The 20,833-nt window shown below is 62.8% G+C and carries 22 protein-coding genes; 10 read left to right on the plus strand and 12 right to left on the minus strand.

The annotated features are described in order from the left end of the window. The first annotated feature begins 5 nt into the window (after positions 1-5). The 6 genes from rnr to rpmG all read left to right on the plus strand — a co-directional run bounded on the left by rnr (position 6) and on the right by rpmG (position 5,634). Positions 6-2,312, plus strand: coding sequence for a ribonuclease R (gene rnr, locus NKH99_RS19975; RefSeq protein WP_502898793.1), 2,307 nt, complete (start codon positions 6-8; stop codon positions 2,310-2,312). Further along, positions 2,312-2,764 (plus strand): DUF983 domain-containing protein, encoded by a 453-nt coding sequence (locus tag NKH99_RS19980; protein ID WP_023679976.1) that lies wholly within the window; start codon positions 2,312-2,314, stop codon positions 2,762-2,764. Before rnr ends, NKH99_RS19980 begins: the two co-directional genes overlap by 1 nt. Positions 2,765-2,836: 72 nt before the next feature. Continuing rightward, entirely contained in the window at positions 2,837-3,571 is a 735-nt protein-coding gene (locus NKH99_RS19985; protein WP_352540637.1) for an NUDIX hydrolase, read from the plus strand. 16 nt (positions 3,572-3,587) lie between these two features. Next, positions 3,588-4,763, plus strand: coding sequence for an MFS transporter (locus NKH99_RS19990; RefSeq protein WP_352502459.1), 1,176 nt, complete (start codon positions 3,588-3,590; stop codon positions 4,761-4,763). 110 nt (positions 4,764-4,873) lie between these two features. Continuing rightward, positions 4,874-5,329 carry a YqfO family protein gene (locus tag NKH99_RS19995; protein ID WP_352770284.1) on the plus strand — a complete coding sequence of 152 codons (456 nt, stop codon included), beginning with the start codon at positions 4,874-4,876 and terminating at the stop codon, positions 5,327-5,329. A 137-nt stretch (positions 5,330-5,466) separates the two neighbouring features. Beyond that, on the plus strand, positions 5,467-5,634 hold the full coding sequence (gene rpmG / locus NKH99_RS20000) for a 50S ribosomal protein L33 (RefSeq protein WP_006201775.1): 168 nt from the start codon (positions 5,467-5,469) through the stop codon (positions 5,632-5,634). Between the two features lie 68 nt (positions 5,635-5,702). Here the strand turns inward: rpmG and NKH99_RS20005 are convergent, their stop codons facing one another. The 8 genes from NKH99_RS20005 to NKH99_RS20040 form a co-directional block, all read right to left on the minus strand. Further along, the gene (locus tag NKH99_RS20005) at positions 5,703-6,770 is read right to left on the minus strand and encodes an ABC transporter ATP-binding protein (protein WP_352770283.1); all 1,068 of its coding nucleotides are present in this window, start codon (positions 6,768-6,770) and stop codon (positions 5,703-5,705) included. Between the two features lie 4 nt (positions 6,771-6,774). Then, complete coding sequence (locus NKH99_RS20010) at positions 6,775-7,623, minus strand: carbohydrate ABC transporter permease (RefSeq protein ID WP_352770280.1); 849 nt, start codon at positions 7,621-7,623, stop codon at positions 6,775-6,777. Beyond that, positions 7,623-8,546, minus strand: a complete 924-nt coding sequence (locus tag NKH99_RS20015) for a carbohydrate ABC transporter permease (protein ID WP_352471776.1) — start codon at positions 8,544-8,546, stop codon at positions 7,623-7,625. Before NKH99_RS20015 ends, NKH99_RS20010 begins: the two co-directional genes overlap by 1 nt. A gap of 213 nt (positions 8,547-8,759) precedes the next feature. Continuing rightward, positions 8,760-10,037 carry an ABC transporter substrate-binding protein gene (locus tag NKH99_RS20020; protein WP_352770278.1) on the minus strand — a complete coding sequence of 426 codons (1,278 nt, stop codon included), beginning with the start codon at positions 10,035-10,037 and terminating at the stop codon, positions 8,760-8,762. Positions 10,038-10,066: 29 nt separating this feature from the next. Next, positions 10,067-11,254, minus strand: coding sequence for a PLP-dependent transferase (locus NKH99_RS20025; protein ID WP_352770275.1), 1,188 nt, complete (start codon positions 11,252-11,254; stop codon positions 10,067-10,069). Beyond that, entirely contained in the window at positions 11,251-11,985 is a 735-nt protein-coding gene (locus tag NKH99_RS20030; protein WP_023679986.1) for a FadR/GntR family transcriptional regulator, read from the minus strand. The genes NKH99_RS20025 and NKH99_RS20030 overlap by 4 nt, the downstream gene beginning before the upstream one ends. 463 nt (positions 11,986-12,448) lie before the next feature. Next, positions 12,449-13,822, minus strand: coding sequence for a PleD family two-component system response regulator (locus tag NKH99_RS20035; RefSeq protein ID WP_352502453.1), 1,374 nt, complete (start codon positions 13,820-13,822; stop codon positions 12,449-12,451). Positions 13,823-13,855: 33 nt separating this feature from the next. Beyond that, positions 13,856-14,227, minus strand: a complete 372-nt coding sequence (locus tag NKH99_RS20040) for a response regulator (RefSeq protein WP_006334976.1) — start codon at positions 14,225-14,227, stop codon at positions 13,856-13,858. Positions 14,228-14,443: 216 nt separating this feature from the next. Between NKH99_RS20040 and NKH99_RS20045 the strand changes: the two genes are divergently transcribed. Then, positions 14,444-14,743: a DUF3572 domain-containing protein gene (locus NKH99_RS20045; protein WP_352502452.1), complete on the plus strand. Its 300-nt coding sequence runs from the start codon at positions 14,444-14,446 to the stop codon at positions 14,741-14,743. Beyond that, positions 14,740-15,393 (plus strand): hypothetical protein, encoded by a 654-nt coding sequence (locus NKH99_RS20050; protein ID WP_353015116.1) that lies wholly within the window; start codon positions 14,740-14,742, stop codon positions 15,391-15,393. The genes NKH99_RS20045 and NKH99_RS20050 overlap by 4 nt, the downstream gene beginning before the upstream one ends. A 9-nt stretch (positions 15,394-15,402) precedes the next feature. On the opposite strand, the gene NKH99_RS20055 is transcribed toward NKH99_RS20050, so the two are convergent. From NKH99_RS20055 to NKH99_RS20065, 3 genes are all read right to left on the minus strand, one after another. Beyond that, on the minus strand, positions 15,403-16,419 hold the full coding sequence (locus NKH99_RS20055) for a hypothetical protein (protein WP_353015119.1): 1,017 nt from the start codon (positions 16,417-16,419) through the stop codon (positions 15,403-15,405). Then, positions 16,416-16,982 carry a hypothetical protein gene (locus NKH99_RS20060; protein WP_353015122.1) on the minus strand — a complete coding sequence of 189 codons (567 nt, stop codon included), beginning with the start codon at positions 16,980-16,982 and terminating at the stop codon, positions 16,416-16,418. The genes NKH99_RS20055 and NKH99_RS20060 overlap by 4 nt, the downstream gene beginning before the upstream one ends. Positions 16,983-17,078: 96 nt before the next feature. After that, positions 17,079-17,654 carry a GNAT family N-acetyltransferase gene (locus tag NKH99_RS20065; protein WP_352471783.1) on the minus strand — a complete coding sequence of 192 codons (576 nt, stop codon included), beginning with the start codon at positions 17,652-17,654 and terminating at the stop codon, positions 17,079-17,081. Positions 17,655-17,722: 68 nt separating this feature from the next. Between NKH99_RS20065 and NKH99_RS20070 the strand changes: the two genes are divergently transcribed. Then, the gene (locus NKH99_RS20070; protein WP_353015124.1) at positions 17,723-19,051 is read left to right on the plus strand and encodes a DNA polymerase IV; all 1,329 of its coding nucleotides are present in this window, start codon (positions 17,723-17,725) and stop codon (positions 19,049-19,051) included. A gap of 212 nt (positions 19,052-19,263) precedes the next feature. On the opposite strand, the gene NKH99_RS20075 is transcribed toward NKH99_RS20070, so the two are convergent. Continuing rightward, entirely contained in the window at positions 19,264-19,770 is a 507-nt protein-coding gene (locus tag NKH99_RS20075) for a hypothetical protein (protein ID WP_352471786.1), read from the minus strand. Positions 19,771-19,943: 173 nt separating this feature from the next. On the opposite strand from NKH99_RS20075, the gene NKH99_RS20080 reads away from it, so the two are divergent. Continuing rightward, positions 19,944-20,825, plus strand: coding sequence for a DMT family transporter (locus NKH99_RS20080; RefSeq protein ID WP_352471788.1), 882 nt, complete (start codon positions 19,944-19,946; stop codon positions 20,823-20,825). The last annotated feature ends 8 nt before the right edge of the window (positions 20,826-20,833 follow it).

Raw genomic sequence — 20,833 nt, forward strand, 5'->3', positions numbered from 1 at the left:
ACGGGTTGGCGCGCAAAGTCTCCGGAAGAAGCCACGGCGATCTGCGCACCGCCGATACCCGTGCCAAGGTCAGGGACAATTACCGGCCTTCACGCGACGAGATACTGCGTTACATCGCCGAAAATCCGGACCGCGCCGGAAAACGCGACATCGCCAAGGCGTTTGCGCTGCGCGGCGAAGACCGTATCTGGCTGAAGGACGTCTTGCGCGACCTGCAGGATGAAGGCCTGCTGACCAAGGAGCGCAAGCGGCTTGCCCGTGTCGGCGCCCTGCCCCACGTCGCGGTGCTCGACATCTTCGGCCGTGACGCCGACGGTGTGCTGCTGGCGCACCCGACCGAAGCGATTGGCAATGGCGAACCTCCGGTCATAGCGATCCGCGTGTCGCGCGGCGGCAATGGCCCGACGCCGGGCATCGGCGACCGCGTGCTGGCCAAGACCTTTCCGACCGACGATCCGGCAGGCCCGGCCTATACGGGCCGGGTGATGAAGATATTCGAGAAGCGCACCGATGCGGTTCTCGGCGTTTTCCGTGTGCTGAAGGACGGCACGTTCCGCATCGAACCGGTGGAAAGGCGTCAGCCGGAGCTGGTCGTCGACAAGGAATTCCAGAACGGCGCCAAGAACGGCGACCTGGTCGAGGTCGAGCCGGCACGGGCCTCGCGCTACGGGCTGCCGCGAGCCAAGGTTCTGGCGGTGTTGGGGTCGCTGACCAGCGAAAAGGCGGTCTCGATGATCGCCATCCACGCACACGACATTCCGCATATTTTCCCCGCCGACGTCATCGCCCAGGCGGAGGCGGTCAAGCCGGCGACGCTTGCCGGCCGCGAGGATTGGCGCGAGCTGCCGCTGCTCACCATCGATCCGGCCGATGCCAAGGATCATGACGACGCGGTGTTCGCCATGCCTGACACCGACGAGAAGAACGCCGGCGGCGTGATTGTCACCGTCGCCATTGCCGATGTCGCTGCATACGTGCGCTATGGCACGGCGCTCGATCGCGAAGCGCTGAAGCGCGGCAATTCGGTCTATTTTCCCGACCGAGTCGTACCGATGCTGCCGGAGCGCATCTCGAACGACCTCTGTTCACTGCGCGAGGGCCAGGATCGTCCAGCGATAGCGGTGCGTATGACTTTCTCGGCCGATGGCCACAAACTCAGACACTCCTTCCATCGCGTCATGATGAAGTCGGCGGCGAAACTCGCCTATCAGCAGGCGCAAGCGGCGATCGACGGCGCACCGGATGACACGACTGGCCCGATCCTCGATACGGTGCTGAAGCCGCTATGGGACGCCTACGCGATCCTGAAGCGCGGCCGCGACACGCGCCAGCCGCTCGAACTCGATCTGCCCGAGCGCAAGATCCTGCTCAAGCAGGACGGCACCGTCGACAAGGTCGTCGTGCCGGAGCGGCTCGACGCGCACAAACTGATCGAAGAGTTCATGATCCAGGCCAATGTCGCCGCCGCCGAGACACTCGAGGCGAAGCGCCAGGCGCTGGTCTACCGCATCCACGATGCGCCCTCGCTCGCCAAGCAGGAATCGCTGCGTGAATTCCTGCAGACGCTTGGCCTGTCGCTGGCGCGCGGCGCGCAAATGCTGCCGAACCAGTTCAACGGCATCCTCGCTCGCGTGCGCGGCGCCGATAATGAGGGGCTGGTCAACGAAGTGGTGCTGCGCTCGCAGAGCCAGGCCGAATATTCGCCCGCCAATATCGGCCATTTCGGCCTCAACCTGAAGCGCTACGCGCATTTCACCTCGCCGATCCGTCGCTATGCCGACCTGATCGTGCATCGTGGGCTGATTGCCGCACTCGGCCTTGGTCCGGGGGGCCTGACGCAGGACGAGGCGGAGCGGCTGGAAGAGGTCTCGGCGCTGATTTCGGCGACCGAGCGGCGCGCGATGGCCGCCGAGCGCGACACGGTCGACCGGCTGATCGCCGCCTATCTCGCCGAGCGCATCGACGACCGTTTCGACGCCCGCATCTCGGGCGTCACCAAATCGGGCCTGTTTGTCCAATTGCCGCAGTACGGCGCGGACGGCTTCATTCCGGTTTCAACCCTGGGCGGCGACTACTATATATACGACGAAACTGCTCGATCGCTATTCGGAGAACGCACCGGCAAGGGCTATCAGCTTGCTGATCGCGTCGAGGTTCGCCTGATCGAGGTGGCGCCGATGGCCGGCGCGATGCGTTTCGAGATGCTGACCGAGCCAAAGCCGCTGCCCGGCTCCAAACGGTCGTTCCACAAGGCCAAAGGCCGCGCCCGGGCGTCGCAATCGCGTCCAGGCTCGCGCGGCAGGAGACGGTAATGCCAACAGAACTGCAGGTGGAAGAACGGATTTTCGGTGGCGAACATCACTCGGGCCGGACCGCCCGGCCGCTATGGACGGCAATGAAGCGCGGCATGCTCGGCCGCTGCCCGCATTGCGGCGAGGGCAAGCTGTTTCGCGCCTTCGTCAAGACCGTCGACAAATGCGATCATTGCGGCGAGGAGCTCCACCACCATCGCGCCGACGACCTGCCGGCCTATCTCGTGGTCGTCATTGTCGGCCACATCGTGCTCGGGGCCTTCATGGGTGTCGAGGCGACCTCGACGCTGTCTACCTGGCAGCACATCGCCATCTGGGTGCCATTGACCATCATTCTGGCCGTCGTCCTGCTGCAGCCGGTCAAGGGCGCTGTCATCGGCCTGCAATGGGCGTTTTATATGCACGGCTTTGGCGGTGAAGAAGATCTGATCGAGTCGCATCCCGAGGCTTGAAACCGAGGCTGGCGCAATCGGCATGGCTGGACGCCACTTTCGCATCGGAGAAGATTCCGCTAGGTCGACCGCATGGACGTTATGACCAAGGCGGAAGTCGACAAGGTTGAGCGGATCGCGCTCGAGGCCAAGCCTATACGCCCGCGCGACGCCGCGACGCTGATCCTGCTTGACCGCAAAGGCGACGAATTCCTGGTGCTGATGGGCCGCCGCCACGCCGGTCATGCCTTCATGCCGGGAAAATTCGTGTTTCCCGGCGGCCGCACCGATCCGGCCGACAGCCGCATCTCGACAGCCACCGCACTTCATCCCGAGGAAGAAGCGAGATTGACCGCTGGCATCGGTCGCACCAGCCCGGCTCGCGCCCGCGCCATTGCCTTGTCGGCAATCCGCGAAACCTATGAGGAGGCCGGCCTGCTGATCGGTCAAAAAGGCGTGTTCGCAACCGCCAGGCGCGACTGGCAGGGCTTTGTCGAACACGGCGTCATCCCATCACTGCAAGCGCTGCGCTTCGTCGCACGCGCCATCACCCCGCCCAACCGGGTGCGCCGCTTCGATACGCGCTTTCTCGCCGCATGGCGCGACGATGTCGCCGTTGAACGGCCGGGTGGCGGTCCGACCAACGAGTTGGAGGACGTCGTTTGGCTGCCGCTGGCCAAGGCCAGGCAAGCCGATATTCCAGACATCACGCGCACCGTCCTGGAGGAACTGGAAACGCGGCTCGCCTGGGATCCGCTGCTGAGCCCCGGCAGTCCCGTGCCGTTCTACCGGCTTGTCCGCAATCGCTTCGTCCGCGAAATTCTCTAGAGCAGCCAGGCATTCCATGACAGTCGATACCCAGCCGCAGGGCAAGGAACGCGTACACTGGCTGCCGATGGTCGCGGCGATCTCGTCGATCAGCGTCGTCGGCATTGCCATCGGCCTTGGCATGCCGCTGCTCAGCGTGATCCTGGAAACGCGTGGCCATTCCGCGTCGATGATCGGTCTCAACACCGCGGTCGCCGGCCTCGCCTCTATCGCCGGCGCGCCGCTCGCCACCCCGCTTGCCATGCGGTTCGGGGTCGCCTGGACGATGCTTGCCATGATCGCCGCCGGGGCGCTGGCCTTTGTCGGTTTCCATTTCGCGCCAGCTTTCTGGATGTGGTTTCCGCTGCGCGTGCTGCTGCATATCGCGCTGACGGTGCTGTTCATCCTGTCGGAATTCTGGATCAGCACCTCGGCGCCGCCACACCGGCGCGGACTGGTCCTCGGCATCTATGCCACCGTGCTGTCTCTCGGCTTTGCCGCCGGGCCTTGGCTGTTCGCCCATCTCGGCAGCAGTGGCTTCCTGCCCTTCGGCGTTACCATCGCCTTGGTTACGCTCGCTGCCATACCGGTCCTGGCGGCACGCAACGAGAGCCCGACGATCGTCTCGGACGGCGAAACCAGCAATTTCCTGCGTTACATCTGGCTGGTGCCGACGGCGACCGCGGCCGTGCTGGTGTTCGGCGCGGTCGAGACCGGCGGCTTTGCACTGTTCCCGGTCTACGGTAGCCGCATCGGCTACTCAGAGGCGGACGCCGCCCTTTTGCTCACCATGATCGGGCTTGGCAACGTGCTGTTGCAGATCCCGATCGGCATGATCAGCGACCGCGTAAGCGACCGTCGCTATCTGCTGATGGCCTGTGCCACCGTCGGGCTTGCCGGCACGGTCTTCATGCCGTACTTCGCGCAGAACTGGCATTTGATGGCAGCGCTTCTGTTCGTCTGGGGCGGTGTGGTCGCTGCCATGTACACAATCGGCCTGGCGCATCTCGGCTCGCAGCTTTCCGGCCACGAATTGGCCTCCGCCAACGCCGCCTTCGTGCTCTGCTACGGCGTCGGCATGGTGCTTGGCCCGCAGGCGATCGGCATCGGCATGGACGCTTTCGGGCCGTCGGGCTTCGGTTGGGCGCTCGGCCTGTTCTTCGCCTGCTATATCGTGCTGGTCGGCACCAGGCTGCTCCGCAAAATCCTCTGAGTCGGCCCAGCTGCCGACATCGCTCCCACTGCTGACCAACTCCTGACACAACCATGTCAGGAGGGCTCGAGTATATGCTCCCCCAAAGTGCATAAGCAGGGAGACCTCGGATGATCGATAGTGGCTTTGAAACGAAATCGCTGCGGATGGAATTGCTGCTGCTGGTGACCTTTCAGGCACCGGCAGCCGATGTCGACCGCATCATGGAGGCGGTGGTCGCGATCGCGCCGCTCGAAATGGGCAAATATGACAGCAATGCCTTTCAGTCGGCGGACGGCATCGAACGTTACCGGCCGCTTGAAGGTGCCGCCGCCGGCGCCGAGACGGAATTGCGCAGGCGGTCGGGGACTGTCGAGGTGTCGTTCGAACTGCCTGATGACCAGAAGCTCGCCGCACGCGTCGTCGAGGCGATTTATCAGGTTCACAGCTATCAGGAACCGGTGATCCGCATTCAGCCACTGCTTGCCAGCCGCTCCAAGGGTCTCGACGACCGCACCAACCCGAACCGCTGGTGGAACACGACGGGAGACTGGAAGAAGGCGATGCCAGTCAGGGAAGACGCATAAATCTGGACAAGGGTGAATGTGGACAAGGGTTGACTTTCCGGGCGCGTTCTTTATGTGTCGCGGCAAGTTTCCCGCGTCCGGGTGTTTCCCCGTGCTCCAGCGGCCAAAACTCCACGAACATTCAACGGACGGACATCATGGCCAAAGCCGCAAACATCAAGATCAAGCTTCTGTCGACCGCCGACACCGGTTTCTTCTACGTGACCAGCAAAAACAGCCGCACCAAGACGGACAAGCTGTCGTTCCGCAAATACGACCCGGTCGCCAAGAAGCACGTCGAATTCAAGGAAACCAAGATCAAGTAATCGGGTTTTTTCTCGCAGTACCGAAACGCCGCCTTCCGGGCGGCGTTTTTCATTTCGGGGATACAGGGCTAGCCGATGCGATCGCCGCTTGCCGGATCGAACAGATGGAGCGATGCCGGATCAGCCGACAGGCGCACGGCCTCACCCGGCTTCACGCTGGCCCGGCCCATGGCAAACACGCAGACCTGCTGGCCGGCAAGCCTGGCATAGAACTGGGTGGACAGGCCGAGCGGCTCCACGACACCCACCTCGCCCTTCAGCGCGCCATTGTCGGCGAGCCGGATATGCTCGGGCCGCAAGCCGACGGTGATCGCATCGCCATCCCTGAGCGGCAGGCCGTCCGGCAGCCTCAGCTTCTGGCCGTCGGCCAGGATGGCATCCGGCTTGGCGCCCTTTTCAACCACGGCAGACAGAAAATTCATGCCGGGCGAGCCGATGAACCCGGCGACGAACATGTTGACCGGCCGGTCGTACAGATCGAGCGGCACACCGACCTGCTGGACGAGGCCGTCATGCATGACGACGATGCGGTCGGCCATTGTCATCGCTTCGGTCTGGTCGTGGGTGACATAGACCGAAGTGGTCTTCAATTGCTGGTGCAGCGCCTTGATCTCGGCACGCATGTGAACGCGCAGCTTGGCATCGAGGTTCGAAAGCGGCTCGTCGAAGAGAAAGACCTTCGGGTCGCGTACGATGGCACGGCCCATGGCGACGCGCTGACGCTGGCCGCCGGATAATTGCCGAGGCAGGCGCTGCAGAAGCGCATCGAGCCCGAGCCGCTTGGCGGCCCCGTCCACCCTTGCATCGATCACCGGCTTCCCGGCCTTCCTCAGCATCAGGCTGAAGCCCATGTTCTTCGACACGTCCATGTGCGGATAGAGCGCGTAGGACTGGAATACCATGGCAATGTCGCGGTCCTTTGGCGCAATGTCGTTGACCAGGCGCTCACCAATATGGATTTCGCCGTCGGAGACCTCCTCCAGCCCGGCGATCATACGCAGCAGTGTCGACTTCCCGCAGCCGGACGGGCCGACCAGAACGACGAACTCGCCGTCGGCGATTTCGAGATCGACCGCGTGCAGAACGCGCACGGCTCCATAGTCTTTGCGGACTTTGTCGAGTGTAACGGAGGCCATCGATCTATCCCTTGACGGCGCCGGCGGTAAGGCCGGTGACGAGGTAGCGTTGCAGGAAGGCAAAGAAGACGCAGACCGGGATCAGCGCCAGGATGGAAGCCGCCATCATCTGTCCCCAGTCGACCGCGAATTTGCCGATATAGGTGAGCAGGCCGACCGCGAAAGTCTTCTGGTCGTCGCTGGAAATCAGCATCAGCGCAAACAGCAACTCGCTCCACGCGGCGGTAAAGACGAAGCCGAGCGTCGCGCCCATGCCGGGCAGCGTCAGCGGCACGATCACCTTGCGCATCGCCTGCAAGCGCGTGCAGCCGTCGATCATGGCTGCCTCTTCCAGGTCTCGCGGGATGCCGTCGAAGAAAGATTGCATCAGGAAGGTCGCAAAGGCCGTATTGAATGCGGTGTAGATGATGACGAGGCCGATCAGGCTGTTGATGAGGCCGATCTGCCCCATGATGCGGTAGATCGGCGGAATGACCATCACCAGCGGGAACGTCTGGGTGAGCAAAAGCAGGATGGCCAGGGTCGCCTTGCCGCGGAAGGAAAATCGCGACATGGCGTAGCCGGCCAGCGTGGCAATGACCGTTACGAAGGCTGCCGTCGACACCGAAACGATAACGCTGTTCAGGAAGTAGCGCGGGAAATCGGTGGCTTCGAGCACGGTGACAAAGTTCTGCAGCGTCGCTTGCGACGGCCAGAAAGTGATGCCTTCGGAATAGAGCAGCCGCTCCGGCGTAACCGAGATCTTCAACGTCCAGAAGATCGGGAACAACGCGAAGGCCATATAGGCGGCGATGGCGCCGTAAAGGCCGATACCGCCGAGGACGCGCGAGGAAGCGGAGCGTCCGGCAATCATCAGACGTGCCTCACCAGCGAACGGCGGATGCCGATAAGCGCAACCGCGTAGACGATGAGCAGCACAAGCAGCAGGACCGCCACTGCGGAGGCATAGCCTTTGTCCAGCGACTTGAACGCGCTGACATAGATATAGACCGGCACTGTGGCGGTCGAACCGGCAGGCCCGCCTTCGGTCATGACGAAGATCAGGTCGGCGAATGTGGCGATCCATATCGTGCGCAGCATGACGGTAATGACGATGGTCGGCGCCAGGAACGGCAGCGTCACCTTGGTGAAGCGCTGCCACGGCGAGGCGCCGTCGATCGCCGCCGCCTCATGCAGTTCTGACGGGATCGACTTCAACGCCGCCAAAAGGGTGATGGCAAAAAAGGGAATGCCGAACCAGACATTGGCGACGATCGGCCCCCACATGGCTGTCGAGGGATCGGAGAGCACGTTGGTTGGCTCGGCTTTCAGCCCCAAGGCGTAGAGCCAATGCGGCAGCGGCCCGATGATCGGGTTGAACAGCCAGGCCCAGGTCAGGCCCGAGAGGAAGGACGGTACCGCCCAAGGCAGGAACACCACGGCCTGCACGATCTTTCTGCCCCGGAACGGGGTGTCGAGCAGCAGCGCCAGGCCAAGTCCAAGGAAAAATTGGAAGAACAGGCTGGCTGCCGTCCACCATAGCGTGTTGACGAGCGCCTGCCCGAGCACAGGATCCGACAGCATCGCCTGATACTGCCCAAGCCCGACATATTCGGATTTGAAAGCGGAGAATTTGCGGAACGAGTAGCCGACACCGATAACCAGCGGCACCAGCAGCACGACGACCAGCAGCGCGATCGCCGGGCTGAGATAGAGCCAAGGCTCGATCGCGGCATGGGATAGCCGCCTCTTTCGCGGCCTCCCGGCGGATCGGATTTCGGACACGGCATAGGTCATTGGTACTGGATCGTCTCCTGGGTAAGCACGGGCTGGCGACAGCGCCTTCCCCGTTTACGGGGAGATGCCGGTCCACCCTCCGCAGCTGCAGCGCAGCTGCTGCGGAGGACGGGCAGGCAGATGAGAAGCAGCGCGAGCCAAGTCGGGTTGGCGCCGCCCCTCATCCGTCACGTCGTGACACCTTCTCCCCGTGAACGGGAGAAGGAAGAAAAGCTATTTCTTGTTCTTGGCCAGCCAGTCCTGCTGTTCCTTGGTCAGGAACTTGGCCCATTCGTCGGCCACGTCCTTGGCCGCCTTCTGACCAAGTAGCACTTCCTGAAAATTCTTGATCGCCACCTGGTCTACGAAATTGCCAAGGTTTTCCAGGTGAGTCGGCGGCGTCACCATCTCGTATTTGTCGCCGTTGTTCAGTTCCTCGAACCAGCCCTTGAACTGCTCGGTCCTGAAGTGAGCGTCCTGGTCGGCGCCGTTGTGGATTGGAATGACGCCGACTTCCTTTGCCCATTCCAGATTGTCCTTGGGCGACAACAGCGTCGCCATCAGCTTCCAGGCATCGTCCTTGTGCTGGGAATTGGCGAACATCGCCCAGCCGGCATAACCGAGCGTCGGATAGGATTTGCCGCTCGGCCCGACCGGCATCGGCGCCACGGCGAAATCGTCGGCGCTCATCTTGTCGGCGATGCCGAGCAGCGCGTCGGGATCCTGGTTCAGCATGGCGCAGGTGCCGCTGTAGAACCCGGTGACGGTCTCGTTGAAACCCCAGCTCACCGCATCTTTCGGCGCCAGGCCGTTCTTGTACATGTCGGCGAGCATCTGCAGGCCCTTGACCGAGCCTTCCTCATTGATGGTCGAGGTGCCGTCCTCGTTGAAATAGCCGCCCTTGCCGGCTGCGATGTTCATGAACATATGCATGCCGTTGAAGGCGCCCGGGCCGCCGCGCAGGCAGTAGCCATATTTGCCCGGTATCGCCGAGATTTTTTTGGAGTCCTCGACGAATTCATCGAGCGTCGCCGGCGGACCGTCCAGACCGGCCTCCTTGAACAGCTTCTTGTTCCAGAACAGCGCGTTCAGGTAATAGCCGTAAGGGATCATGTACTGCTTGTTATCGACCGTCGAGCCGAACTGCTTGGCACGCTCGCCAAGCGTTTTGGCATCGTCCCATTTGGCCATGTATGGCCCGAGATCCTCGAGCTGGCCGTTGGTCGCATAGAGGCCCATCCAGCGCTCCGGCATCTCGACGATGTCGGGCGTGTCGCCGGCCTGCACCATGGTGAGGAACTTCTCGAACGCCTGTCCCCAGGGCAGTGATACCAGCTCGACCTTGACACCCGGATTGGCCGCCTCGAATTCGGCGATCTGCTTCTTGAGGAATTCGGTACGCGGCGGGCTGGTGATGACCTCGACCATCTTGACCGTGGAATCGGCCAGCACGCTGCCGGCGGAAATCGCCAGACCCAAGACGGCACCAAGAAGGATGCTCAGTTTTTTCATGTTCAGCACTCCCATTTTGAACGGCTCCTTTATCTTTTTGCTCTGTCGAAGGCCCGGGCAACATCCGCCCACAGGTCTTCGACACTTTCCAATCCGACACTGAAGCGGATGGTTCGTGGGCTGACGCCGAAGCGCGCCATCGAATTCAGGCCCGGCGTCTGCTCGAGCGAGGCCTTTGCCGGAACGACCAGGCTCTCATGGCCGCCCCAGCTGACGCCGATGCGAAAGAGTTTCAGCGCATCGACGAAAGCCGGGATGTCGACGTCTTCCGTCACTTCGAACGAGAACAGCCCGGCATAGCCGGCAAGCGTCGCCTTGCCTGGATGGTTGGAATAGGCCGGGTGGTTGACCCGCTCGACATGGTCATGCGCTTTCAGCCGTTCGGCGATGGTCAGCCCGCTCTTCATGTGGTGCGGCAACCGCAGCGGCAATGTGCGCAGGCCACGCAGCAACAGCCAGGCCTCGAAAGGCGAAAGTTTGCCGCCGAGATAGGAATAGGTCTGCTCGTTGATATGTCGGATATGGGCGGCCGAACCGGCCACCACACCGGCGACGGTGTCGCTGTGGCCGCCGAGATATTTCGAGGCCGAATGCAGCACCAGGTCGACACCGTGCGAAATCGGCTTCTGGAACACCGGCGTCGCCCAGGAATTGTCGATCGAGGTGATGATGCCCTGCTCTTTGGCCAGCCGCGCCAGCTGGGTTATGTCCTGGAGCTCGAACATCATCGACGTCGGGCTTTCCAGGTAGAGCAGCTTGGCGCCGGGAAGTGCTGCCGCGACCGCGTCCGGATCGGAACCGTCGACATAGTCGACCTTGATGTTGAGCCGTGGCAAAAGCCGTTCGAACAGCCGGTAGGCATCGCCGTAGCAATTGCGCACGACAACCATGCGCTCACCGGCACCGACGAAAGCAAGCACCGTGGCGCTGATCGCCGCCATGCCGCTGGAAAAGCCGCGCGCGGCCTCCGCGCCTTCGAGAGCGGCGACACGCGCCTCGAACTCCATGACCGTCGGGTTGTCGCCGCGCGAATAGATCGGCTGACGTCGCCTGCCGGCGAATGTGTCGGCCATCTCGGAATAGTTGGCGAAGGTGAAGAGCGAAGTCTGGTAGATCGGCGGGACCACCGCGCCGCCGGGGAAAGGCTCGTCATGGGCGAGAAGCGTCGCTGCCTCGGCGAGATAGTCGTTTTCGAAACCGGCGGGATGATCGTTCATTTCTGGCCTGAAAGTTCGAGTTTGGCCGCGCCGCGCTTCAGATCGTCCTCGACGGTGGCGATCAGCTTGAGCGCCTCGGCCCGAGCCCCCTCCGGATCGTGCGCGGCAATGCGTTCGTAGATGGTGCGGTGGTAAGGAAAGCTGGCGTGGCCGAAATCACGAACGCCGAGCGGATGCTCCCAGAAACGATGGAACAGTTCGTGCATGGCGGCGATGATCTGCTCGAACAGCGGATTGCCGGAACTGCGGTAGATCGACTGGTGGAATTCCCAGTCCTCCTCCGCCGACATCCCGGCGCGGGTGTGGAAGGCCTGCTCCATAATGTCGAGCTTGCGCCCGATCTCGACGAGATCTGCCTGGCCCGCGCGGACGGCGCACAGGGCGGCGGCTTCCGCTTCCAGTGCCCGGCGGATTTCCAGCGTCTGCATCAGGCTGGTGAAATCATTGCCGCCGGCCAGCGTCAGCGGCATGTGCAGCATGTCCAGCGAGACCACTCCCTTGAGATAGGTGCCGCTGCCTTGGCGCCGTTCGACCAGGCCGAGCCCTTCCCACCGCGTCAACGCCTCGCGCACGGTGTTGCGGCTCACCTTGAGGCGCTCGGCAAGGATTCGTTCGGTCGGCAGTCTCTGGCCGGGCCCGAGAGCTTCCCGCATCACAAAGCCGGCCAGCGCCTTGAGCACCGCGTCGTCACGAGCAGTTGCCTGTATGGGGGAAAGGCCGAATTCGGTCATGCCAACGGGTCACCAAATGGCTCAATGGTCCAACCAATTTCTGCATAGAAGACAGGGGCCTGTCAATCGACTGCGGGCGCATACGCCCTGCCCAGCCGGCTATTTCAAAGGGCGCTGTCGCTGCCGCAACAAAAACCAAGCGTTTTCCGGGTCTTGGCGTAGAATCCTGATGTGTTCTGAAAATTGGGGGCCGGCCGGCGTTTGGCAGCGGTACGAGGAGGCCACTATGTGCCAGCGCCGGCCGGCCGACCCCACGGACCCAGGAGATGCGGCGGACCTGAGCATCATGGGGTATTCTTCGGGTCGAACCGGCGATCTAGCCTCGTGCCGGTTACGTCTAAGGGCTGCACATTTGCGCAACAACTTATGGAAATCAACCGTTTCTTAACCAAGCCTCGCAAATCGCTTGGATCAAGGTAAATTCGTAACCTTGTCGCGTTGACCCGGCAATTGGTGTTCGGTGCTAAGCCGCCTTGGCGACGACGCGATTGCGGCCGCCGCTCTTGGCTTCGTAGAGCGCAAGGTCGGCGCGTTTCATTAGCGCGGAGACCGTGTCCACCCCTTTCAGCACCGACGAAACGCCGACGCTGACGGTGACTTCGACGGCTTTGCCTTCGGCGCCGACGGGAAACGGCAGTTGGGCGATTTCGGCGCGAATGCGCTCGGCGACCTTTTCGGCCACCGCGCCGTCGGTGTCCGGCATCACCACGACGAACTCCTCGCCGCCGAAGCGGCAGGCTAGGTCGATGCCGCGCACATTCTTGCGCAGCCGCCGCGCGAATTCGCGCAGCACGTCGTCGCCGCCGTCATGGCCATGCGCGTCATTGATGCTCTTGAAGCGGTCCAGATCGGTGATCATCACCGACAGCGGCCGGCGCCGTGCCACGGCGCGGTCGAACAGCGTCTGCAGATGGCTGTCGAGATAGCGCCGGTTGTGCAGGCCGGTCAGGGCATCGGTCACCGCCATCTCGATGGTCTGGGTGACGCTGGCGCGAAGCTGGTCGTTGTAGCGCTTGCGGCGCACCTGCGTACGCAGCCGCGCGGTCAGCTCCTGCTGGTCGATCGGCCGCATCAGATAATCATTGATGCCGAGTTCGAGGCCGCGGATGATACGCCCCTCCTCGCCCTCGTCCGCCAGAAGGATGATCGGCAGGAAACGGGTGCGATCGAGCGAGCGCAATTGCGAGCAGAGCCTCAGCGGGTCGAAATCGGCGAAGGCCGTCGAGATCATCACGCATTCATACGGCTGCTCGGCGGCCTGGAAGAAGCCTGCATGCGGATCGTTGGCGACGTCGAGATCGGCACTGCCGCGCAGCATCTTCTGGACGCGCTCGAACGAGGATTTGCGCTCGTCGACCAGCAGCACCTTCGGCACCGCGTCGTCGGCAGCGAAGTTGCGGCTCAAAAGCTCCTCGATGCCGATATTGCGTGTCGTCGAGGCGCGCAGCCGCAGCTCGTCGGTCAGCGATTTCAGCCTGACCAGGCTCTTGACGCGCGTCATCAGCTGCAGATCGTTGACCGGCTTGGTCAAAAAATCGTCGGCGCCGGCCTCGAGGCCGCACACCCGGTCCGAAACCTGGTCGAGCGCGGTGATCATCACGACAGGGATATGCGACGTCGCCGGGTCGCCCTTCAGCCGCCGGCAGACCTCGAACCCGTCCATATCGGGCATCATCACGTCGAGCAGCACGACGTCGACCTTGCCGTTCTCGCAGATCTCGATCGCGTCCGGCCCGTTGGTGGCGGTCAGGACCTCGAAATATTCGGCGAGCAGCCGAACCTCCAGCAGCCTGACATTGGCTGGGATGTCGTCGACGACGAGGATCCGCGCGGTCATTTCACAAAGCTCCGGCTCGGCTGAGAAGGGACATCAGGCATCGCCCAGGTAGGATTTGATGGTTTCGATGAAACGCGGCACCGAGATCGGCTTGGAGATATATGCCTCGCAGCCGCCCTGGCGAATGCGCTCCTCGTCCCCCTTCATCGCGAAGGCGGTGACGGCGATGACCGGGATGACGTGGAGATCATCGTCCTCCTTCAGCCATTTGGTGACCTCGAGGCCCGACACTTCCGGCAGCTGGATGTCCATCAGGATGAGGTCCGGCCTGTGCTGCCGCGCCAGATCCAGCGCTTCCAGGCCGTTGCGTGTGCGCACCGTCTCGTAGCCGCTCGCTTCGATGAGGTCGCGAAAGAGCTTCATGTTGAGCTCGTTGTCTTCGACGATCATAACCTTCTTTGGCATCGATTTCCCGTCCCGGCTGACCTTCCACTCGAAGGGTGCCGTCATGCGCCCCTTGTCGGCACGCACCAAACCTGTTCCCACTATACGGCAATATGATTGACGAAACGCAAACCGGCCGCCCTAAAAGCGTTCGGATTCCAGATCGGCGGCTTGCTGCCGGCGACACTTGCCACTACTGCGAAAACAGAACGATTCCGCCCATGAAGGAAGGTAGCGATGGCAAACGCAGCGTCAATGCGCGAGGAAGCGGAAACCATTGCCGTAAAGGCGTTGGGCTTCGTCGCCGCCGATCCGGAACTTCTGCCCCGCTTCCTGGCGATCACCGGCATCGAAGCCCATTCCATCCGCCGGGCGGCGGGCGAGCCGGGATTCCTGGCCGGCGTGCTGCAGTTCATCCTTGCCCATGAGCCGACGCTGATGCGTTTTTCCGAGGAGACCGGAACGCCGCCCGCCGCAGTCGGCAAGGCATTGCGGGCGCTGCCGCTCGGCGACGACAATCATGAGCATTCGGTATGAGCGACGATCCCGAGACGGCGCGGCAGATCGAGGAGCTGGCCGCCGACGACCGGCCGCTGCTGGTGCTCGACGTCGACGACGTCGTGCTCGAATTCATCCGGCCGTTTCCGCATTTCCTCAAATCGCGCGGCTTCGGCCTGACGCTGGCTTCCTTCCGCCTCACCGGCAACATCGCTGAAACGGCGAGCGGCCGTTTGATCGAACAGCCCGAGGTTACGGCACTTCTGGGGGAATTCTTTGACGCCCAGGCCGATTGGCAAAGCATCACCGACGGTGCCGAGGATGCTCTTGCAGCGCTTAGCGACAGCGCCGAGATCGTTCTGCTAACCGCCATGCCGCACAAGCACCGCGTGGTGCGCCGTGCGCATCTCGACGCGCTCGGATTGCCCTACCCGCTTTTGACCACCGAAATGGCCAAGGGGCCGGCGGTGGCCAAATTGCGCGGCAACAAGGGCCGCCCGGTCGCTTTCGTCGACGATCAGCCGTCCAATCTTGTGTCGGTGCAGAACTCGGTCGCCGATGCGTATCTCTTCCATCTGATGGCCGACAATTCGCTGCGCGCTTTCCTGCCGCCGCCGCCGGACGGCGTCAGCGTCGTCGAAGACTGGCGCGACGCCGCGCCGAAGATCGCGAGTGCTCTGGGGCTTTAATGCGAGCGCTCAGGGCTGCAGCTTCGGTCCTGCCCCGCCATTGTCGCCGCCGTCCGAATCCTCGCCCCCGGTCGAATTGTCCGTTCCATTCGCGCCATCATCGCCCGAGTTGTCATCCTGGCCGGCGCTGTCGTCCTGGACTTCATCCGGCCCCTTCAGCATGGCGCCGTTGACCGCAACGGAGCCATCGGCCTTGGTGTTGATCACCCATTCCAGCCGGCCATCCGGCAGCGTCTTGCCAAAACCTTTGACGGCCAGCGCAAAGGGGAAGGCCTGCGCCATCTGCTCATCGCTCTTGGCGCCTTCCTTCAGGGCATCGACGATCCTGTCGTAGCCGGCCACAGCGACGGTCACGGTCGCATCAGGCTTTTCGCCGCCCGGGAAAGTCATCTCGCCTTCCATGGCGACTTCGACATCGCCATTCTTCACGGTCGAGTGGCCGAGGATTACTTTGGGTTTCTTGGCCTTGAAATCGGCGACCAAAGCCTTGCCGAATTCCCCCGGCAACGGCGGATTCTTATTGAGATCAAAGGCTTCGATCGCCTTCTTCGCCATCGTGTCGAGATCGATATTGGCACCGCCGAAGTTGAGGTCGATATCCGTCGGCACCAGTGGACCAGTCCAGGCGGGCAGCAATTGCCGGGGGATCGTCAGACCGGAGGCCTTGATCCCATAGTTGATCTTGCCGTTCTGGGAGACGCCATCCATGCCGCTAGCCAAATCCAACTGCTTCGCACCCCACTTGCCGACTGGGCTCTCAATTGCGAAATCCTTGAAGGCGTACGTTCCATCGATTCTTTCCCAGACAGGCAACGCCGCAAGGAGACGTGACTTAAGTTCCGCCTGATTTACTTTCAGTTTCGCCTCGTCTTCATTAGCGACGGCAAAAGCAAGCAGATCCATCAACGGCTTTGTCCGAACACCCTTGCCGTTTGCATGCACCGAAAATTCCGGCGCATTGAGGGTGACCGGGAAATTCAACCCTCGCTCGGGATCGTTGATTTTGAGGACTTCAGCAAAATTCAAGATCTTTCCGCGACAGTGAAATCGATGCCGCCGTTCGCCGATTTCGTCGAATTTAGCGTGGCGGTGCCGGCACCGGCAGAGACATCGGCCTCTTGCTTCGGCTCCCGGGTTTTCATCGTCATAGCGTCCATTGACCCCGTGGCGCTGACGAAGGCCACCAGGGCCGGATCATACACACCGGTGAACTTGTTGTTCGACACCGAAAAGTCGATGTGCTGCGGCCCTTGAGGCCCCTTGAAATCGAACGATCCGGTCAGCGACGTATCCGCCGACACGTCCCACTGCCCGTCCTGGCGCGGCTTGACCCGCATGTCGTAAGGCGTGACGTCGAACTTGAAGGAATCCTGTTTCGACAGCAAAGCGACGAGCGGCTTGAAATCGACGGCGAGTTTGTACGCATCGCCGTCGGCAGTGATTTTCACCAGCCCGATATCGAAACCCTGCCTGCCGAAATAATGTGCCAGATCATCGGTAAGCTTCTTCGCGCCTTGGCTGTCGACGGTCTGGGCGAAAGCGGGCGCGCTAAACGCGACGGCGAGAACAAGTGGCAATACACGCTTCACGTCGATTCTCCGTTGTCTCGGGCCAAATCATTGCTTGTATTAGTGAAACAGCGTTACAGCGGCAAGACGCCGGCTGTAGGCCAAAAGCGCATCCGGCTAAAGCACCAGCCGCACCAGCGGTCGGCCTGGCTTACGTTCGACCAATCGCTGGAACCCGGCCTTCTCGAAGACCCGCGACGAGCCGACGAACAGCCCGATCGAGCGCGAATCCTTCGACAGGTCGATCGGGCAGGCCTCGATCAGCCGCGCGCCGTTCTCGCGGGCGAACTCGATGCCGCCTTGGACCAGGCGGTGCGACAGGCCCTTGCCGCGTGCTTTGGTGCGGATGAAGAAGCAGGAGATCGCCCAGACGCCCGGATCGCTGGCGTCGGCGGGGTCGATCGGCGCCGACCCCCTGCCCTGGTTGTTCCATTCGGGCACGTCGGCACGCGGGCCGATCTGCATCCAGCCGACCGCCTGGCCACCCTCGAAGGCCAGCAGGCCGGGCGGCGGCCCGGCCTCGATCCGCGCCTTGATGTGGTCCTTGTTGCGCTCCCGGTTGCTCGCGCGGCGCGCTGCGGGCGACAGCCGGAAATGTGTGCACCAGCAGCCGTAGCAGGCGCCTTGCCTACCGAAAAGATCTTCGAAATCCGCCCAAAGCTCGGGCACTAGCGGCGCTATGGTCGTATTCATGAGCTCTCTCCCGGCCCACCGCCTTGTCGTGGCATCCGTCCTGACGTACCATTGCATTTGTTCTCTTTATGTTCGCAGCGATGGCGGCCCCTGTCAACAATCCCGAACACGGTTTTTGCCGCGACTGCCTGAGTTTTCAGCGCAGCGAGGCACGCCGTTGCGAGCGCTGCGGCAGTCCACGGCTCGCCCGCCATCCGGAGCTCTACCGGCTGCGCCTTGCCCATATCGATTGCGACGCGTTCTACGCGGCGGTCGAAAAGCGCGACAACCCGGCGTTGAAGGACCGGCCATTGATCATCGGCGGCGGCAAGCGCGGCGTCGTCTCCACCGCATGCTACATTGCCCGCATCCACGGCGTGCGCTCGGCAATGCCGATGTTCAAGGCGCTCGAAGCCTGCCCGGAAGCGGTGGTCCTGCCGCCGGACATGGAAAAATACGTGCGCGTCGGCCGCGAGGTACGCGCCATGATGCAGGCGCTGACGCCGCTGGTCGAGCCGCTCTCGATCGACGAGGCCTTTCTCGACCTGGCCGGCACCGAGCGCCTGCATGGCCTGCCGCCTGCGGTGGTCCTGGCGCGCTTCGCACTCGGCGTGGAAAAGGAAATCGGCATCACCGTTTCGGCCGGCCTTTCCTACTGCAAGTTCCTGGCCAAGGTGGCGTCGGACTTCCGCAAGCCGCGCGGGTTTTCGGTGATCGGCGAGGCCGAGGCTATCGGCTTCCTGGCCGAGCAGCCGGTGACGCTGATCTGGGGGGTCGGCAAGGCCTTTGCCGCCACGCTCGAGCGCGACGGCATCCGCACCATCGGCCAGTTGCAGCGCATGGAACGTGGCGATCTGATGCGCCGCTACGGCGTCATGGGCGACCGGCTCTACCGGCTTTCGCGCGGCGAGGACGACCGTCGCGTCGTTCCCGACCAGGACGCGAAAAGCGTCTCGGCGGAAACCACTTTCGATACCGACATCGCCTCCGTCGACGAACTGGTTTCGGTGCTGAGGGCGCTGTCGGAAAAAGTCTCGGCCCGGCTGAAGAAATCCGGCATTGCCGGACGCACCGTCGTCCTCAAGCTGAAGACCCAGGATTTCAAGATCCGCACGCGCAATCGCCAGCTCGGCGATCCGACCCGGCTGGCCGACCGCATCTTTCAGACCGGGCTCGAGCTGCTGCGCAAGGAAGCGGATGGCACGAAATACCGGCTGCTCGGCATTGGCGTCAGCGATCTCTCCGACGATGACCGGGCGGACCCGCCCGACCTGGTCGACCTCCAGTCACGCAAGCGCGCCATGGCCGAAGGCGCCATCGACACGCTGCGCGGCAAGTTCGGCCGCAGGGCGGTGGAAACCGGCTATACCTTCGGCAAGGGCCGCGATGCCCATCCGCCCGAACCGGTCGAGGAATGATACCGGCCTGTTGAGATTCAGGTCAGGCCGAGTCGAGAAGGGTGGTTTCCGAGAACCGGAGCGGAGCGTACTTGTGAGTACGTGAGCACCGGCCTACGCCGGCCGTAGCCTTAACTGCCACGATCGCTCAGAATGCTTCCGCCGGCGAAGGCCGAAAGCGCAGGAAACCGCGTTTCGCAGGCCGGCCTCACCTGAATCTCAACTTGCCCCAGTCACGTGCGCTGCAGATCGATCCGGGTGGTCACCACACTTTTCCCGGTTTTCGGATCGGTATCGACGACGATCAGCCGCATGCCATTCTCGCCGTTCTTCTCGACCGTCATTTGCGCCTTGCGATCGCCATTGACCTCCTTGGCCCAACGGATGCCGAGATTGATTGCGTTGCCGGAGCGGCTGCCGCTCAATTGCGCCGGCCCGGTGCGCGATCCGACATAGGTGCCGGTGTATTTCGTCCCGCTCGATTTGAGATCGGCGCTGATGGCGCGCGTTACCACGATAAGACCGCGGCAGCTGCCGTCGAGCGACAGCGAGCTCGACGTTGCGTCGGAATTGAAATGACAGGAGACATTCACCGTCGGCGCATCGGTGGTCACCTTGACGATGCCTTTGCCGGCGAAATTCCCCTGGAATGAGCGAAGAAAATCCGGATCGTCGGCATGCGCTGCCCCGGCCCCGGCCGTCAGGCAGCCGGCAAGTACAAATCGTGCAAGTGATTTCATCGGACCGCTCCTCGTTGGTATCCAAAACACAGCACGCAAACACTGAGGGACCAACGCTCCCCTCAGCGGCGGGTTCCGGCTTCAACATCACTGTTTGCAACGCTGCGCGGCTGGCCCAGTCGAATGCGTCGGCTAGCGGTTGCGATGAGCGCTCCGGCTTGCGACATAGCCGCATGGCACCCGCACCCTCGATCCCCAAGGCCGCGTTCTGGATGGCGCTGTCGATCGCCTCGTTCCTGGCGATGTCGGTGGCCGGCCGTGCCACGACGGCCGAACTAAACGTCTTCCAGGTGCTCGAGCTGCGCTCGGTGATCGGCTTTTTCATCCTGTTGCCGCTGGTCATGATGTCAGGCGGTTTTGCGGCGATGCGCACCGGACGCCCGCTGGCTCATATCGCCCGCAACGTCGTCCACTATACCGGCCAGGCTGCCTGGCTCTACGCCCTGACGCTGATCCCGCTTGCGGTACTGATCTCGATCGAATTCACGACGCCGATCTGGACCGCTTTGCTGGCCGTCGCTTTCCTCGGCGAAAGGCTGTCCCGGCCACGGCTGGCGGCGATCGTGCTCGGGCTGATCGGCGTTGTGATCATCGTGCGTCCGGGCGTCGGCGCGGTCAATCCGGGACATGTCATCGTGCTGGGAGCCGCGGTCTGCTTCGGCGTCTCGGTGGTCCTCGTCAAGTCGCTGACGCGGACGGACAGCGTCGTGCGCATCATCTTCTGGATGTTGATCATCCAGTCGCTGCTTGGCCTCGTCCCGGCGCTTTACGAATGGCGCAACCCGCCGCTTGAGCTCTGGCCGTGGATCCTGCTCATCGCCTTCACCGGCATGTCGTCGCATTTCTGCATGGCCCGCGCACTTGTCTATGCCGATGCGACGGTCATCTCGCCAATGGACTTTTTGCGCGTGCCGCTGTCGGCGGTGATCGGATGGCTGCTCTATCACGAGCAGATCGACGCCTTCACCGCCGGTGGCGCCCTGCTGATCCTCATGGGAAATCTGCTCAACCTGCAGCGGAGAGCACCGCAACCGGCGGAGATCGCCGCTTCATAAGCGTGCGC

Source organism: Mesorhizobium sp. M0854 (genome assembly GCF_040319815.1).
Taxonomy (GTDB): domain Bacteria; phylum Pseudomonadota; class Alphaproteobacteria; order Rhizobiales; family Rhizobiaceae; genus Mesorhizobium.